The organism is Listeria sp. ILCC797 (assembly GCF_900186185.1).
Lineage (GTDB): Bacteria > Bacillota > Bacilli > Lactobacillales > Listeriaceae > Listeria > Listeria goaensis.
In genome coordinates this window covers 146849-163940 of the sequence record NZ_FYBS01000002.1, presented here as the reverse complement: position 1 = coordinate 163940, position 17092 = coordinate 146849, and the positions used below count along the sequence as shown (strand labels likewise).

Below are 17092 nucleotides of genomic sequence, written 5' to 3'. Positions count from 1 at the left end.
GAGGGACATTATGAATAAAAACGAAAAATTAATCGGCGTTATTGCGGGGGCGCTCGCCTATGTTTTATGGGGCATTTTGCCGATGTATTGGAAACTCGCAACGGAAGTTCCGGCAATGGAGATTTTAGCTTATCGCATTGTTTGGTCCTTTGTTTTCATGGTGTTTTTAATTGCGATTTTGCGCAAATCAAACGAGGTTTACCTTGAAATCAAAGCTGTTTTTAAAAGACCAAAAACAGCTACACTCATTACGCTCGCGGCTGTTTTAATTACAGTCAACTGGTTCATTTTTATTTTCACAGTCAATAGTGGTCACGTGACAGAAGCGAGTCTCGGCTATTATATTAATCCGCTCGTCAATGTGCTCATTGCGACTATTTTTTTGAAAGAACGTTTAAGTCGCGGGGAAGTCATTGCGGTTTCGCTCGCTTTTATTGGTGTTGCCATTTTGACGTACCATCAGGGCACGGTGCCTTATGCGGCGCTAGGCATGGCGATTTCCTTTAGTCTGTATGGTTTAATTAAAAAATTTATTTCGGTTTCAGTATGGACGGGATTAACTCTTGAAACGGTAATTATAACGCCGTTTGCACTTATTTATTTACTATTTTTCTCCAAAAATTTCTTTATGAGTTATTCTGTAAGCATCGATTTCATTATGGTTGGCGCTGGGATTGTAACAGCGATTCCACTCCTACTTTTTGCAACGGCAGCGAAGAAAATCAGCTATACAATGGTTGGCTTCCTGCAATACATCGGGCCAACATTGATGCTGATTTTAGGCGTTCTTCTGTATAAAGAAAGTTTTGACAAGGTACAACTTATGGCCTTTATTTGTATTTGGGCGGCAATTTTAGTCTTTACGATTTCTCATATTTATTTAAACGCTAAAACGAAGCAACTAAAATCGGCGGCTTCAAAATAAGTTTTGAGGTGAGAATTTTGGTACACAAAACAAACGCGTGTCGAATGCTTGATCAAAAGAAAATTCCCTATTCGCTCCATGAATACGTGGTCGATGAAACCCACTTAGATGCGGTTCATGTTGCGACGGAAACGGGTCGGAATCCCGCACAAATTTATAAAACGCTCGTGACGGTTGGCGATAAAACGGGGTACAACGTGGCGTGCATTCCAGCGAATCAAACACTCCAATTAAAAGCCTTTGCGAAAATCAGCGGCAATAAAAAAGTGGAGATGATTCATGTGAATGATTTAGAAAAAGTGACTGGCTACATTCGTGGTGGCTGTTCCCCCGTTGGCATGAAAAAAGCCTTCCCAACATTCATTGATGAAGCGGCACAAAAGCTCGATACGATTTTCATTTCCGCAGGCAAACGCGGCTTGCAAATCGAACTCGCTGCGAATGATTTGCTCTTGGTTTGTCGGGGGAAATTTGCGGATATTTCAATGTAAAAAAAGCAGTGTCCTGTTTGATTTTTCAAACAGGACACTGCTTTTTTAATTTTCACCATACATTTATCCATGTTTCATTGTAATATCTATCTGCCCACAATACGCCTCTATTACCGTTAGGATCAGATGTATATCTGGACATAATGTAAATTCGTTTTCCGCGAAACTTACTTTTACCAACTTCTAATCCAAATCCACCCCAGCCTATTACTGAATTCCCATACGCAGTTGTTACATCTGGTCTGTAAGATCTAGCAATTTTATACCTTCCTAGCTCCAAACCTGTATCCCGATTCATAATAAAGATATAAGCGTAGCTAGGATATCCACTTCTGTTACCATGCCATCCAGATGTTTTAATTGACCAATTTGTTTGCCTTAATTCATCAACAAAACCATATTGCCCTGATGAAGAATTCGTTTGGTTAAACGCGGCTTCAGCTTTATCTCCCGTCGAAAAGCCAAATGTTCCAATAATCCCAACCGTAAGCATACTAGCAATAAAAACTTTTAAAACCAATTTTTTCATCTCATTTCCTCCATTCTTTTTTGTTTAGTCTTACACTCTTATCATATCACGATAGCAAACTCACAAATATGTAAATTTTGTGTATTTTCAATTAAAAAGACTTTAAAAAAGTCATATTTTTGTTTTTACCAATCACATGCATACTTCTCCGTAAAGAAAAGCGGCATGAATTTTCATGCCGCTTTTTTTACTTCCGCCAAAACGTCGTACAGCCCGCTTTGTCTTCAATATTAAATTCAATAATCCGTCGTAATAAGTCGTAGTCAATTGGTTTATCCCATGGGAATTGAATGAGCATTTTCGTATGGCTGTAGCCCGCCTTTTTAATTTCTTCTGAAAAAGCTTCAATGCCAACAAGTTCTGGGGACATGGCTAAATGTTTTTTAGAAACGCTAAAGCCTGCAATGAATGTGTCATGATCCGTGAACATCGGTTGGTTCCAAGCAATTCGTTTACCTAAGTTTGGGAACGTCTTCTCCACCCAACCTAGCACTTCAGCAGTTCGTGCCTGCTGTTCGGGCACCTCAATTTGTCCAATAAAATCTTCGAATGTTTCCACTTTTGCTTCCTCCTTTCAGTTGCGTTTAGTTTAATTGTAACGGAAGAAACGAAATTTACAAGTGTTACTCACGGCAATCGCACTGACACCCTCCACCGCAACAGCCTTGCTCGCTCCTTGCGACTTGTGCAATCGTTTCGGCGGGCACACTTTCTTTCGCGCGCTTCACGGTTTCGCCGATTTTTGCGGCAGGCGCGCTCTCGCGGACTTTTCGCGCTTTGTCGAGAATGGCATTTTTGGGATTAAAGCGCTTCGCTCCCGTGCTCACTTTTCCTTCTTCCTGCACATCTTCCATGCCTTTTTTGGCTATCGAAAGCATCAGTTTAATGCGATTCAATTGGTTGACCGCACTCGACCCAGCATCGTAGTCAATCGACATAATGTTCGCATGTGGATAGAGCTTTTTAAGCCCTTTAATCATGCCGCGCCCAGTAATGTGATTAGGAAGACAGGCGAACGGCTGCAAGCAGGCAATATTTGGCACATCGCTATCTAACAGCTCGAACATTTCGCCCGTTAAGAACCAGCCTTCCCCCATTTTGTTTCCGAGTGACAACAATTGGCTCGCTTTTTCAGCGATAACTTCAATGCTTTCTGGGGCGTCAAAACGCGTGCTCGCACGAAGCGCATCTTTGACTGGCTTGCGGTACTGATTGATGGCGGGAATCGCAAGGCTTTGTTTCGCAAATGATTTCACTTTTGAACGACCGAACGTATTGGCCGCAAAATGGTCGTCATAGCAGCAATATAGCAGGAAGTCGACCAAATCTGGCACGACAGCTTCCCCGCCCTCTTGTTCGATGACGTCAACAATACTGTTGTTGGCACCTGGGTGGAACTTCACCAAAATTTCCCCCACAACGCCGACACGAGGTTTCTTCTCCGAGCTAATTGGCAGCTTATCAAACGCGTCGACCATTTCTTTTGCAAAAGCTTTATACGCTCTAAAGGAATATTGTTCCATGAGTGTCTTCGCTTTTCCGAGGTACTCGTGATACAACTTATTCGCACTGCCTGGTGTGACTTCATACGGCCGGGTCCTGTACAACATGCGATCTAGCGCGTCACCGATAGATAGCCCCGCCATAAACCTCGTTAATAGTTTTGGTGAAAGCTTAAACCCAGGCTGCTTCTCAAGTCCATTCGCGTTTAGCGAGATAACTGGAATGCCTTCGATTTCGGCTTCACGGAGCGCTTTTTTGAGCATTGAAATGTAATTGGTCGCCCGGCAACCGCCGCCTGTTTGCGTCATGAGAACGGCTGTTTTATTCAAATCATAATCGCCATGTTTCAGCGCATCCATCATTTGTCCGATGGTTAAAATGGCTGGGTAGCAGGCATCATTATTGACGTAGCGCAAACCTTCGTCAACAGCACGCGGTGTAACGGCAGGCAAGACTTCCAAGTTATAACCGCTAACTCGACCGGCCGCTTCAAGAAGGGCAAAATGCGTTGGCGCAAGTTGTGGCGCTAAAATGGTGTAGCCTGCTTTGCGCATTTCTTTTGTGAAGAGCGTTCTCGGTTCTGGTGGCGCCATTTCAGTTGGCAAGACGCCGTTTCTATCCCGCTCGTCAATCGCCGCTTTTAAAGAGCGCACGCGGATTCTAGCCGCCCCTAAATTGTTGATTTCATCAATTTTAAGAAGTGTATAGACTTTTCCGTGACCTTCAATGATTTCTTGGCACATATCCGTCGTAATCGCATCGAGTCCGCACCCGAATGATGTCAATTGGACGAACTCCAAGTCCTTCCTTTTCCCCGTAAAGCTTGCCGCGCGGTAAAGTCTTGCGTGGTATTTCCACTGGTTTTCAACGCGCAAATCATGCTCCATTTCGCCGAGGTGCGAAATCGAATCTTCGGTTAAAACGGCCATCCCGTTCATCGTAATGAGTTCTGGAATGCCGTGGTTCACTTCTGGGTCTATGTGATACGGGTGACCCGCAAGCACAATACCCTTCACTTTGTTTTTCGCCATGTACTCCAGTGCCGCTTCACCTTCATTTTGAATATCTAGACGGCATTTTTCAGCTTCGGCAAGGCCAGCCAAAACGGCTTGTTCCATTTCTTCGGCTGGGATATCAGGGAAAGTAAGTTTCATCGTTTCGATAAATGATTTTTCATTGTCAAGCGCGATAAATGGGCTAAACATTGGGATTTCTTTTTCCTCGAGCGCATCAACATTCACACGAATCACTTCTGGATAGCCGGCCACAACAGGACAGTTAAAGTTGTTTGTGGCTTCACCAAATTCGGGTTTTTCGTACACGACCGATGGATAAAAGACTGCATCGACTTTTTTGCGCACTAAATCCATCACGTGCCCGTGCGTTAGTTTTGCTGGATAGCAAACGGCTTCTGACGCAATCGTTTCGATGCCTTTTTCATATAGGTTTTTCGATGATTTACTGGAAAGTACAACCCGGTAACCCAACTGGTTGAAAATAGTAAACCATAGCGGGTAATTTTCAAACACATTCAAAGCGCGCGGAATACCAATTGAACCTCTTGTTGCTTCGGTTTTCTTCAACGCCTTGTAATCAAACGTGCGTTTAAGTTTATACGCGTACAAATTGGGCAGCAAATTCCGAGTCGTCTCCACACGCTCGCCGCGTTCACAGCGGTTTCCACTTACAAACGTGCGGTCGTCGCCGAAGCGCGTCACGGTTAATTGACATGTATTGCTGCACAAGTTACATCTGGACTGCGATGTCTCCGCACTAAATTCGCGTAATTTTTCCAAAACAAGCATTTCAGTCACTTCGCCTGTTTCATAATGTTCACGCGCGATTAGCGCCGCCCCGTATGCCCCCATCATGCCGGCAATATCTGGGCGCACAACTTCGCGTCCGGTTAAGAGTTCAAAAGCACGCAAAACCGCTTCGTTATAAAACGTTCCGCCTTGTACGATGACTTTTTCACCGATATCTTTTGGACTGCGCAGTTTGATTACTTTTTGGAGCGCATTTTTCACAACGGAATACGCCAGCCCCGCCGATAAATCCTCAAGGGTTACGCCCTCTTTTTGAACTTGTTTGACTTTTGAGTTCATAAAGACCGTACAGCGCGAACCTAAATCAACTGGTTCCTTCGCACTAAGCGCACGCTCTGCAAATTCTTCGATTGGCACATCAAGCGTATGAGCAAACGTTTCAAGAAACGAACCACAACCAGCCGAACAAGCCTCGTTTAGCATCAGGCTATCCAGTGCGCGATTTTTAATTTTCATACATTTCATATCTTGTCCGCCGATATCCAAAATAAAATCAACATCCGGTAAAAACTCGCGTGCCGCCCGGTAATGCGCGACCGTTTCAATTTCGCCAACATCAATTTTAAGCGCCGCCTTAATAAGCGATTCACCGTAACCCGTTATACCCGACTGCACAATTTGTACTTCTTCCGGCAGTTTTTCATACAAGTCACTCGTCGCATCAATGACCGACTGAAGCGGATTCCCATTATTACTTCCATAAAAGCTATATAAAATTTCGTTGTTTGTCCCCATCAAAATAAGTTTTGTCGTCGTTGAACCCGCATCAATTCCCAGATACGCATCACCTATGTAACTCGACAACTCCGCACGTGGCGCCTTCATCTTACCGTGTCTTGTCCGAAAGGCCACTAAATCTTCTGCTTTTGTAAAAAGTGGGGGTAGCGTCACCGTATCTTTTGCGAGGCTGGATAAATCCATGCCCGACAAGCGGCGCGTCACACTGTCGATTGAAATGGCCTCACTGTCAAACCCAGTAAACGCCGTGCCAAGCGCAATGAAATACTCCGCGTTTAGCGGCGCAATAATATCTTCTTCCTTCATTTTAAGTGTTTCCGTAAAACGAAAGCGCAATTGATCCAAAAACGTCAGCGGCCCGCCTAGAAACGCTACCTTCCCTCGAATTGGACGCCCACAAGCAAGTCCAGAAATCGTTTGCGTTACGACACTTTGGAAAATGGACGCCGCAATATCTTCTTTTCTGGCACCTTCATTTAAAAGTGGCTGAACGTCTGTTTTCGCGAACACTCCGCATCTTGAGGCAATCGGATAAATAGTTTGAGCGTTTTTCGCCAATTCGTTTAAGCCTGTTGGATCAGTTTGAACAAGCGTTGCAATTTGATCAATAAATGCACCCGTTCCACCCGCACATGCGTTATTCATGCGCTGTTCAATTCCGCCTGAAAAATAAATAATTTTTGCATCTTCCCCGCCAAGTTCAATAACGACATCTGTTTCTGGAATCACTTTTTCTACAGCTTCTGTACAAGCGATTACTTCCTGAACAAAATCCACTTCCAAGAATTTTGAAATCGCAAGGCCGGAAGAACCCGTAATCTTAAAGGTCATTTCGTCTGTTGAACATTTTTCCTTTAAATCTTCCATAATTAGTAGCGTTACCTTTTTGATGTCCGAATAGTGTCTGCGGTATGTTTGAAATAGAATTTCTCCTTCTTCATTCAATGCGACGGCTTTTGCTGTAGTTGAGCCGACATCAAGTCCGACATGAATCATTTTTCTCATCCTTCCCCATTACATGTTCAAAATATCACATTTTTTCTTTTGATTGTACCTTAATTCACAAATTAATAGTTGTTAAAAAATGAGTGATTACTCACTCAAAAGACGAGTGCATAGAAAATAAAAATAGACACCCTTATTTTTACACTTTTGCTTCTATTTGTAAAGGAAAAACCTGTTTGATGTAGTAGATTGACATTTTCATTAACCGTGCTAAAATTAATACAGAAAGAGCTAGTGTATTATTTATTTCTAATACACTCCGATGCCATTAAATTTAAAAAGGTGGGTTTAAGTTGAAGCGTATTGATAAAATTTATCAACATTTAGCGGATTTATCTTCCAAAACAACAATCCGCAAACAAATTGCTGAAAAAGACGGCTTTACAGCAACCATCATCGCGAATGACTTACATATTTTAAGAAATAATGTCAGCATGGAACTCAATGAACTTTTCAGACAAGGGAAAATTGTCAAAGTAAACAGCCGACCAGTTCTTTACTTCGTTCGACAAACGATTGAAGAAGCAATCGAACGCCCTCTCTCTGAAGACGAACTCACCTTTAGTCAGACAGAAGATCTTTTAGCTCTCTTCACTTCCGACACAATGAAAAAAAGTCCATTTGAAAACTTAATTGGCGCTAGCGAAAGTTTGAAAACACCTGTCGAACAAGCGAAAGCAGCCATGCTTTATCCACCAAATGGGCTTCATACGCTTATTTTAGGACAAACGGGTGTTGGGAAAACACTCTTCGCCAATTTAATGTATCGTTTCGCCCATCATGCAAATCGTTTATCGCAAGACGCGCCGTTTATCGTCTTCAATTGTGCGGACTACTATAACAATCCGCAACTGCTTATGTCGCATATTTTTGGGCACGTAAAAGGCGCTTTCACTGGCGCTGACGGCGAAAAAGAAGGCCTCGTTGAAAAAGCAAACGGCGGCATTTTGTTTTTAGACGAGATTCACCGCCTTCCTCCTGAAGGCCAAGAAATGATTTTCTACCTGATGGATTCTGGCACCTTCAATAAACTTGGCGAAACAGATCGCAAACGAAAATCGAATGTTTTAATTATCGGAGCAACGACCGAAAACCCCGAATCTTCTCTATTAAAAACGTTTGTAAGACGCATTCCGATTACAGTTTCGCTTCCCTCACTTGATGAGCGGACGGCGAAAGAACGTGTAGAACTGCTCACCCACTTGCTTTCCAATGAAGCGCACCGCGTCAATAAACCTATTCGGATTGAAGATGAAGCCGCGAAAGCACTGCTTGGCAATACGACTAGCGGAAATATCGGGCAACTAAAATCGAATATTCAACTTGTTTGCGCACAAGGATTTTTAAATAGTTTCGATCAAGATGATGCCATTTTAATTGACTTTAAGACGTTACCAATTGAAATTAAAGATGGTTTCTTCCATTTTAGTGGCCGCCGTAAAGAATTACAGGAAATATCGGAATATCTTGAGCCATACACGACCATTTATCCTGAACAAATTCGTCCGCTCATCACAACTGATGAATATGAACCGAACTTTAATTTGTATAAAATCATCGAAGACAAAGCTTCTATTTTAATGGATCAAGGCGTTCTAGATGATGATATTAAAAAATTTATTACGATGGATATCGACATTCATTTAAATAGCTTTTATAACAAATTTAAAAACACGATTCAGACGCGTGAGAACATTTTAAAAATCGTCAATGAAGACATTTTGAATTTCGCCGAAGAAATCAAACTACGCGCCGAGCGTCACCTACACAAAAAGCTGAACGAACGATTTGTTTTAGCGTTTAGTCTCCATTTAACTTCCTTTATTAAAAGAGTAGAAAGTAACAAGCCGTTAAAATATACGAACATCGAAACGGTTATTAACGATAAACCGGAAGCTTACGAGATTTCTTGTGAAATAAAAGATGAAATTGAAGCTGTCTTTCACATTCGCGTACCCAACATGGAAGTGATGTACTTAACGCTGTTAATTAGTTCGCTCTTAAAAGAACAGGAGAACGCCCGGGTTGCAGTCCTAGTTGCGGCGCACGGTAACAATACGGCTACCAGCATGGTCGGCGTTGCTAAAAAACTGCTCGGTGATGGACTCGTGGAAGGAATCGACATGCCGCTCGACCAAAGCCCTAAAGTTGTGCTTGATAAACTGACGGAACGGGCCAAAGAACTCGATATGGGACGCGGCGTCTTGTTGCTCGTTGACATGGGTTCCCTTACTGGTTTTGCACAAGTCATTGCTGAGCGCACGGGGATTGAAGTTCGCTCTATTGATATGGTATCCACGGCGACGGTCATCGAGTCGGTACGGAAATCCAATATTTTAGACATGGATATCGACAGCATTTATGACTCACTAAAAGACTTCCGTGGCTACGGTGGCTATGCTTCCGACAATGATTTGCAAGACCCAACTGGCAAGCCCCATGCGATCGTGACAATTTGCGCAACTGGTGAAGGTACGGCCGAGAAATTACAAATTTTCATTGAAAACATTTTAGATACAATAACGACCGAGCACATTCACGTTGTCCCAATTAGTGTGGCAGAAATGCAGCCGCGCCTTGCAGAACTTCAAAACGAATATGACATTCTGATGGCGGTTGGGATTGCCGATCCCCAAATGTCGATTCCCTTCATTCCGATTGAACGTTTATTCGCGAGTGATGGTGAGGAACACCTCGTTAGCCTCGTCAAACAGCGAAATATTTTCGTCCAAAAAAGTGAAACAAACCGCATTACAAAAGAAGTCGTGGAAGACAGCCTGAATGAATTCCTCACGTATTTGAACCCGAAAAAAACCATTGACATTTTAAATACCTTCAGCTCTGTTTTGGTAGAAAATCTCGGTCAAAAAATCGACAGCGCCCACCAGATTAACCTTCTCATACACGTCGGATGCGCCCTCGAAAGAATGGTCATAAACGACAGTTTGATTTATCGTGAATCAAAAGAAAGCTTCGATCCCCACATTTTAACTGCCCTAGAAGCAGCAAATGAAGCCGTCAGAAAACGAATGAATCTTTCTTTAACAAAAGATGAAATTTACTACATCCACGACATTCTAAAAGATATTTATTTACAAAAAACACCATAGCACTAAAGAGGCAAGATTTGCCTCTTTTTTTGTTTGCACTCCAATTTTACAGGGTAATGTAGTTTATGTGTCAAAATAAAATTAGTGTATTGGAAACCTTCTTTAGCGTATTAGGCACAATATATTACATATCAGACAATTGCTTTCTACACTGATTTATCAAGAATTAAGGGGGGATACTCTAAATCGGCATGCTTCTTGCATTCTATAAGATTGCGGGATATTAAATTCGTCAAGAAGGAGGAGATAAATGATGCCAGTAGGGATTATCATTGGCACACATGGTGAATCAGCCCGTGAATTATTAAAGTCGGCTGAAATGATCATTGGCAAACAGGAAAATGTAGAATACATTACATTTGTTCCCGGTGAAAACACGGATACTTTGATTGCCAAATATAAAGAAAAGCTGAATTTAATTGACTCTTCGCAAGGCGTTATCTTTATGGTTGACCTCTTTGGCGGAAGTCCTTATAACGCTTCCAGTACCATCGCCTTACCGGAAGAAAACATGGATGTTGTAACAGGTGTGAACATTCCCATGCTGCTTGAAACCCTCGCAATGAGGTCTGGCGCTAACCTCAGCGATTTAGTTGACATTGCGATTCGTGCGGGTAGTGAGGGAGTGAAATCATTAAAACAAACATTACCAACTACAAATGAAAATGAAGGGGAGGACGATTTATAATGGATATTCGTCTAGCAAGAATTGATGACCGTCTAATTCACGGTCAAGTAGCTACAGTATGGACTAAAGAAACACATGTAGAACGCATTATTGTCATCAATGATGATGTTGCAAAAGATCAAGTGCGTAAAACTTTACTTACGCAAGTTGCGCCGCCTGGTGTTAAAGCAAGCGTTGTCGATGTTGACAAAGGAATTCGCGTATACAACAACCCGAAATATGCGACTACACCCGTTATGATGTTATTTACGAATCCGACGGACGTTTTAAAATTGGTGGAAAATGGTGTGGATATTAAGTCCGTCAACATCGGCGGCATGGCATTCCGTGAAGGCAAGAAGCAAATTACGAACGCCGTTTCAGTAGATGAACAGGACAAGACTTCTTTCCGTGAGTTGGCCAAACGTGGCATCGAACTTGAAATCCGCAAAGTAGCTTCAGATAACAAAGTTCAACTAATACCGCTTATTGAAGAATAAGTCATAGTGCAAATTAAGCGCTTCTTTTTTCTAAAAAAATCGATCTTATATGTATTTTATTAAAACTGGGAGGGAAAATAATGACTGCTATACAACTCGTTCTTGTATTTTTAGTTTCTTGTGTCAGCGGTATGGGGAGTATCCTCGATGAATGGCAAACGCATCGTCCGTTAATTGCCTGTACACTCATCGGACTAGTTCTTGGGGATATAACAACTGGTATTATTATTGGTGGTACCCTTGAAATGATCGCTCTTGGTTGGATGAATATTGGGGCAGCCGTTGCGCCAGACGCAGCGCTAGCTTCCATCATTTCAACCATTTTAGTTATTACTGGAGGGCAAGATATTAGTGTTGGGATTTCACTTGCCATTCCACTTGCAGCTTTAGGTCAAGTCTTAACCATTTTAGTTCGTACAATCACTGTTGCTTTCCAACATATGGCGGATAAAGCCGGAAAAGCCGGTAACCTCCGAAGTCTCGACTGGATTCACGTCACAGCACTTTTACTGCAAGCGATGCGTATCGCGATTCCTGCAATGATTGTCGCTGTAACAGTTGGTACTGATGCCGTTACAAATATGTTGAATGCCATTCCAGATGTTATCGTAAATGGATTAAACGTAGCTGGCGGATTCATTGTTGTTGTTGGTTATGCGATGGTTATTAATATGATGCAAGCGAAATATTTAATGCCGTTCTTCTTCTTAGGATTTGTCGTTGCGGCATTTACTGCCTTCAACTTGGTAGCACTTGGTGTTCTAGGACTTGTAGCAGCAATTGTTTACATTCAGCTCAATCCTAAATACCAACTTAAAGCGGCTATTGAGCAGTACGGCGGTGGCGGCGGAAAACGCCAATCAGATGATGACTTAGATGACGACTTGGACGACTAAGAAAGGGGGATAATAAACATGGCTAATGAACAAGTTACAGTTGGTGAAAAAAAATTAACGAAGCGTGATTTAATGGGCGTCTTCATTCGCTCAAATCTTTTCCAAGGTTCATGGAACTTTGAACGTATGCAATCACTCGGATTTTGTTTTTCTGTTATCCCTGTGATTAAACGCTTATATCCTGAAAAAGGTCCAGAACGCGAACTTGCTATTAAACGTCACTTAGAATTCTTTAACACACATCCGTATATGGCTGCTCCAATTCTAGGGGTAACAAGCGCGATGGAAGAACAAAAAGCAAACGGAGCTGATATTGACGAAGGCGCAATAAACGGGATTAAGGTTGGTCTTATGGGGCCACTTGCCGGTGTAGGTGACCCAATTTTCTGGGGTACTGTTCGGCCCGTTCTCGCCGCACTAGGCGCAGGTTTTGCCACAGATGGTAGTATTATTGGTCCGATTTTGTTCTTCGTACTTTTTAACGCGATTCGACTTGGTTTCCGTTATTGGGGTGTCTTTTATGGTTATACAAAAGGTACCGATGTTGTTTCCGATATGAGTGGCGGTGTACTCCAAAAATTAACGGAAGGTGCTTCGATTCTCGGACTATTCGTTATGGGGGCGCTCGTAAACAAGTGGACAACGATTTATGTGCCACTTGTTGCTTACACAACAACCGACGACAATGGTAAAAAAGTAGAAACGACTGTTCAAAGTATTTTAGACCAATTAATGCCGGGTCTACTAGCTTTAGGACTCACCTTCTTATGTATGTGGATTCTGAAGAAAAAAGTCAATCCACTTTGGCTCATTTTAGGTCTTTTCGTAGTGGGTATTGTTGGTTATGCGACAGGTATTCTCGGTCTGCCACCAGCAAATTATTCACCACTCGGTTAAATCATTTAAAACAGCGAGGAATCTGGGGTGTCCTAGGTTCCTTGTCTGTTCTTTCTATGCTACAATGATGAGGAAGTAATTTTAAAAGAATGTGAGTGAAGTATAAATGGAGTGGACGGCTACAAACATTTTTCTACTTATTTTCAGTATAGGTGCCTTAGCTTTTATTCTCTATGACGGCGTTGTTATCACTTTCTGGAAAGGTCAGACAAAACTAAAAGCCCGCCTTCGTTCACGTGGAAAGTGGGATGGATACATATTTATCGGGTTAATTATTCTTTTGTTCGGTATGAATATTTCGCGAAACGGTCCCTTCTCAACGACTGTTTTACTCGGTATTTTGGCTGTATTGTTTATTTATATCAGTTTTTTCCGCAGTTCAAATGTCGTTTTTAAAGAAGATGGCTTATTTTACGCCCTACTCTTTTTCCCTTACTCGAAAATCGAACGAATGAATTTATCGGAAGACGGCGTTTTAGTGATTGAAACCGACCGTAGACGGCTCATGCTTTTCGCAAAGTCAGAAGATGATTTAGAGAAGATGATGAAGGTTTTGGCGATGTATAGTTAAATGGATGACTGTAAAGGAAGCTATATAGATAGGCTTCCTTTTTCGATTAAATATTCCTAATCCCCATGTATTGAATACTATTATTGACAATTATGATTACCCCTTATATACTTGAAAGTGCATTACATCACAAATTTGAAGGCTAAACAGTCTGCTGAAGGCGGCACAATTTGGGTTGAATGGGCGGCAATTCTTATTATAAGCATTCTACTAGAACGCATCGTTCCAGTGCATCGAATAATAGAGCCACGGAAAGAAGTCCTTGGATGCCAAAAAATCAGTTAGCTACCTCATGGATAAAATCATCCTTATGGTGAAATAAAGCAAACTGGGCAACAAGGTGATTTAATTAGTGACATAATTAACAGAGTTGTATTGCACAGAGCTTTTCAAGCAGTCAAGACTATTTGTGACGTTTGAAAAGCTTTTTCTTTATATAAACAACAAGGGATGATTACATGCGGAAATTTATTTGGATACTTATTTTAATAATTTTTTTACTAGGGAATTATTTGAGCTTTATCACATTAGAGACCTCGCTTACTGCAAAAACCTTATACGGAAATGTGAGTCAAGTAGAGATAAAAAATGAAGTCAATTATGACCAAAAAGAATTAATCCACTCGATTGATACCTTTTCTAAAAAGTGCAATCTAAACATTATGCAATATACATTTGTTGGGGAGCAAGCTATCAATATTTACGCCTCAAATATTAAAGATTCTAATACTTTCCATACATCAAATAAAGGAAAATCGCCGACGAAAGCGTATCTGTCAAATGATTCCGAACTACATTTTCCAACTAAAAAATGGGATATTAAGATTTATTCATTTGATCAAGTTAATAATGTGAGTTTAGGTAGTGTTTTTTATGTTGAGGGGCTTGATAACAAACTAAATTATGAAGCATTCATAAAAGAATTTGAACAATATGGGGATTTAGCTTTTGAAAATCTGAACTTCAAAATTATTGATTTTATTGATAGTTCGATGCTCAGTATTCTATTGCTTTGTCTATATGTTTATTGGATTATACTATTTTATTATATGAAGCAAGAACAAAGTTTACTAGTTAAACAACTATGGGGATACTCTAACTGGGATATATTAAAACCCCTAGTATTTAAATTCTCAAAATGTATTTTTATTGCCCTTGCAATATTAGCTTTTGTGGTTATCTCCCTCTTTATAAAAGGGGTTCAGTTTTATTACATATCCTTTTTATCTTATTTGATTTTCGTGAATATATTACTTTTTCTTTTTATTACGGTATCCGTTTATCTGTTTGGAAGACACGAACTAAAGAAAAAATCCGTCTCTCTTTCTAACATAAAACATCAAACTACAAAACAACAACTTATTTTTAATCTAATAACAAAATTTATTTTAGTTTTTTCACTTACGCTACTTTTTGTAACTTTTTTTAAAAATTACACCGCACTAACTAATGAAGTCAATAATTTTGCAACTTGGAGCCATGCAAAAAATGTTAATAAAGTTCAAGTGGGAACTTTATTAGATGATAACGGGAACGACTTAAAGAAAAATTATGCCATCAATAATAAATTTAGCAATTTTTATGAAAAAGCTAAGGAAACAGATGACGCTTTTGTCATGTACTCAACTAATTTTCGCAGATTAGAGAATGGTGAGTTTCAATATTTAAAAATGGTGAACGATAAGAACGATATATTATCTCCGAATGGTAAAAGCATCACTATTGACTTAAATTATTTACACCTAAATCCAATTAAAGCTATAGATGGAAAAGATGCCGTAACTAAAATTATTGATAACGACTATACTTTAAATATACTGATTCCACTCAAGCAAAAAACAAATGAAGCTGCTATCGTTCAAAATTATGTTGATTGGTTTTATTTCCAAAAGATAGAGATTGCGAATATGTATCGCGAAGAATTAGGGCTCTCAAAATTAAATACTTCAAAAGAAAGTCTTAAAATCAACTGCATTTATGTTCAAGATGAACAAAATTACTTTACTTATGATATTAATAGTGGTTCTCAAAATGATAGCCAAATAAAAGATCCGCTAGCAATCATATACACAAATAATTTAGACTCATCTTACATCGGTTCGTTAACAACAAGTTCTATGTTTTTCACGAGCACCCACACGGGACAAGCTTTTAACAAGATTTCCCCTATTATAGAAGACACTGGAGCCACAGAAATCACACACGTATTTAATGTCTACCAATCTATTAGTGAAGAAATTATTGCTTTAAAAAGCAAACTCTATAGGCAATCTATTAGCGTTATGCTGATTCTAGCAATAATGATCTGTTTTTCAATTATTTTTACAAAAGCACAGTATCAAAACATGCTTTATAAACAGGCTATTAATCATGTTTTTGGTAAGTCATTTTGGCAAAGTAGTTCAGCACTTATTTTAATGAACCTCTTAGTCAGCTTTATTAGTGGATCACTTGTTATTTGGCTAAGTAGTGAATACGTTGGCTATGCCTTTCTTATAATTATGTTGCTTATAGAATGCTTGATTATTTATACGATACGAATGAAGATTGTAAATAAAGATATAAAAATTTTATTAAAAGGTGAAAAATATGATTAAATTAGAAAATATTAGCAAAAAAATAGATGGGAAATTTATTTTACAAGATGTATCTCTCCAAATTTCACCTGGTGAGTTTGTTGCTATTTTAGGGCAAAGCGGTAGTGGCAAAACTACTCTACTCCATATTATGGGATTGCTTGAAGAAGTCCAAAGTGGCAGCGTAACTATTAATAATAGTAAAACCCCCTCGCAAAAAATGATACGTGAACTAAAAAGAAATACTTTAGGCTATATTTTTCAAAATTATTTATTATTGGAAAATGAAACTGTGCAAGCGAATCTAAATATTTCAAGAAAAACAAAAAAAGAAGAGATGCTATCATTCTTGCAAGATGTTGGTTTAGATAGCACCTATATTTCCAAATATGTCTATCAACTGAGTGGAGGCGAGAAACAACGAGTAGCAATTGCAAGAGTTCTGTTAAAACCTTTTGATATTTTACTCGCTGATGAACCTACTGGAAATTTGGATCAAAAAAACCGTGATATGATTATCAACTTACTTTTAAAAATAAAATCTGAAGGAAAAACTGTTATTTGCGTTACCCATGATTATGAAGTTGCGGAAAAAGCAGATAGAATTATTACCATCCAAGAAGGAGAAGTGGAAGATGAAAATATTCAGCATCACACTCGTTAATACATTATTAATTCTTGTAACAGTAGTCATTCATAAAGTTATATTTAGATTATTTCTCTTTGGTTATGATAGCCTGATTTTTTACTGGGGAATCTTTATTATTATCTATTTTCTTTTAAATTTAATGACAAATCTTGTTTTCTTAAATAAAAAATAAGTTAGAGCATTAAAAAAAGGTCGGGAATTTACCCCGA

Annotated in this window: 15 protein-coding genes; 12 read left to right on the top strand and 3 right to left on the bottom strand. The window is 39.9% G+C overall.

Annotation, left to right across the window (positions count from 1 at the left end; all coding sequences use genetic code 11):
- The first annotated feature begins 7 nt into the window (after positions 1-7).
- Together rarD and ybaK are read left to right on the top strand one after the other, a co-directional pair.
- On the top strand, positions 8-925 hold the full coding sequence (gene rarD, locus BN1609_RS03395; RefSeq protein WP_162859610.1) for an EamA family transporter RarD: 918 nt from the start codon (positions 8-10) through the stop codon (positions 923-925).
- Positions 926-942: 17 nt separating this feature from the next.
- Positions 943-1416, top strand: a complete 474-nt coding sequence (gene ybaK / locus BN1609_RS03390; RefSeq protein ID WP_088815379.1) for a Cys-tRNA(Pro) deacylase — start codon at positions 943-945, stop codon at positions 1414-1416.
- 52 nt (positions 1417-1468) lie between these two features.
- On the opposite strand, the gene BN1609_RS03385 is transcribed toward ybaK, so the two are convergent.
- From BN1609_RS03385 to BN1609_RS03375, 3 genes are all read right to left on the bottom strand, one after another.
- On the bottom strand, positions 1469-1945 hold the full coding sequence (locus tag BN1609_RS03385) for a hypothetical protein (RefSeq protein ID WP_088815380.1): 477 nt from the start codon (positions 1943-1945) through the stop codon (positions 1469-1471).
- Positions 1946-2132: 187 nt separating this feature from the next.
- Positions 2133-2504, bottom strand: coding sequence for an iron chaperone (locus BN1609_RS03380; protein ID WP_088809250.1), 372 nt, complete (start codon positions 2502-2504; stop codon positions 2133-2135).
- 64 nt (positions 2505-2568) lie between these two features.
- Positions 2569-7008, bottom strand: coding sequence for a 2-hydroxyacyl-CoA dehydratase (locus tag BN1609_RS03375; protein ID WP_088840507.1), 4440 nt, complete (start codon positions 7006-7008; stop codon positions 2569-2571).
- Positions 7009-7310: 302 nt separating this feature from the next.
- Here BN1609_RS03375 and BN1609_RS03370 point away from each other — a divergent pair, with 302 nt between their 5' ends.
- The 10 genes from BN1609_RS03370 to BN1609_RS03325 all read left to right on the top strand — a co-directional run bounded on the left by BN1609_RS03370 (position 7311) and on the right by BN1609_RS03325 (position 17055).
- Positions 7311-10127 carry a sigma-54-dependent transcriptional regulator gene (locus BN1609_RS03370; RefSeq protein ID WP_088840506.1) on the top strand — a complete coding sequence of 939 codons (2817 nt, stop codon included), beginning with the start codon at positions 7311-7313 and terminating at the stop codon, positions 10125-10127.
- Positions 10128-10380: 253 nt separating this feature from the next.
- Positions 10381-10815 carry a mannose/fructose/sorbose PTS transporter subunit IIA gene (locus BN1609_RS03365; RefSeq protein ID WP_088840526.1) on the top strand — a complete coding sequence of 145 codons (435 nt, stop codon included), beginning with the start codon at positions 10381-10383 and terminating at the stop codon, positions 10813-10815.
- A complete protein-coding gene (locus BN1609_RS03360; RefSeq protein ID WP_088809253.1) occupies positions 10815-11294 on the top strand; it encodes a mannose/fructose/sorbose PTS transporter subunit IIB in 480 nt (159 codons plus the stop codon). Before BN1609_RS03365 ends, BN1609_RS03360 begins: the two co-directional genes overlap by 1 nt.
- Positions 11295-11374: 80 nt before the next feature.
- On the top strand, positions 11375-12190 hold the full coding sequence (locus BN1609_RS03355) for a PTS mannose/fructose/sorbose transporter subunit IIC (RefSeq protein ID WP_088809254.1): 816 nt from the start codon (positions 11375-11377) through the stop codon (positions 12188-12190).
- 18 nt (positions 12191-12208) lie between these two features.
- The gene (locus tag BN1609_RS03350; RefSeq protein WP_088809255.1) at positions 12209-13087 is read left to right on the top strand and encodes a PTS mannose transporter subunit IID; all 879 of its coding nucleotides are present in this window, start codon (positions 12209-12211) and stop codon (positions 13085-13087) included.
- Between the two features lie 106 nt (positions 13088-13193).
- Complete coding sequence (locus BN1609_RS03345) at positions 13194-13658, top strand: Lmo0779 family protein (RefSeq protein WP_088809256.1); 465 nt, start codon at positions 13194-13196, stop codon at positions 13656-13658.
- A 179-nt stretch (positions 13659-13837) separates the two neighbouring features.
- Entirely contained in the window at positions 13838-13975 is a 138-nt protein-coding gene (locus tag BN1609_RS03340) for a lactococcin 972 family bacteriocin (RefSeq protein WP_304441191.1), read from the top strand.
- Positions 13976-14116: 141 nt separating this feature from the next.
- Entirely contained in the window at positions 14117-16255 is a 2139-nt protein-coding gene (locus BN1609_RS03335; protein ID WP_088838842.1) for a DUF1430 domain-containing protein, read from the top strand.
- Positions 16248-16898 carry an ATP-binding cassette domain-containing protein gene (locus BN1609_RS03330; protein ID WP_088838843.1) on the top strand — a complete coding sequence of 217 codons (651 nt, stop codon included), beginning with the start codon at positions 16248-16250 and terminating at the stop codon, positions 16896-16898. The genes BN1609_RS03335 and BN1609_RS03330 overlap by 8 nt, the downstream gene beginning before the upstream one ends.
- Positions 16807-17055, top strand: a complete 249-nt coding sequence (locus BN1609_RS03325) for a bacteriocin-like WGxF protein (RefSeq protein WP_369821880.1) — start codon at positions 16807-16809, stop codon at positions 17053-17055. Before BN1609_RS03330 ends, BN1609_RS03325 begins: the two co-directional genes overlap by 92 nt.
- The last annotated feature ends 37 nt before the right edge of the window (positions 17056-17092 follow it).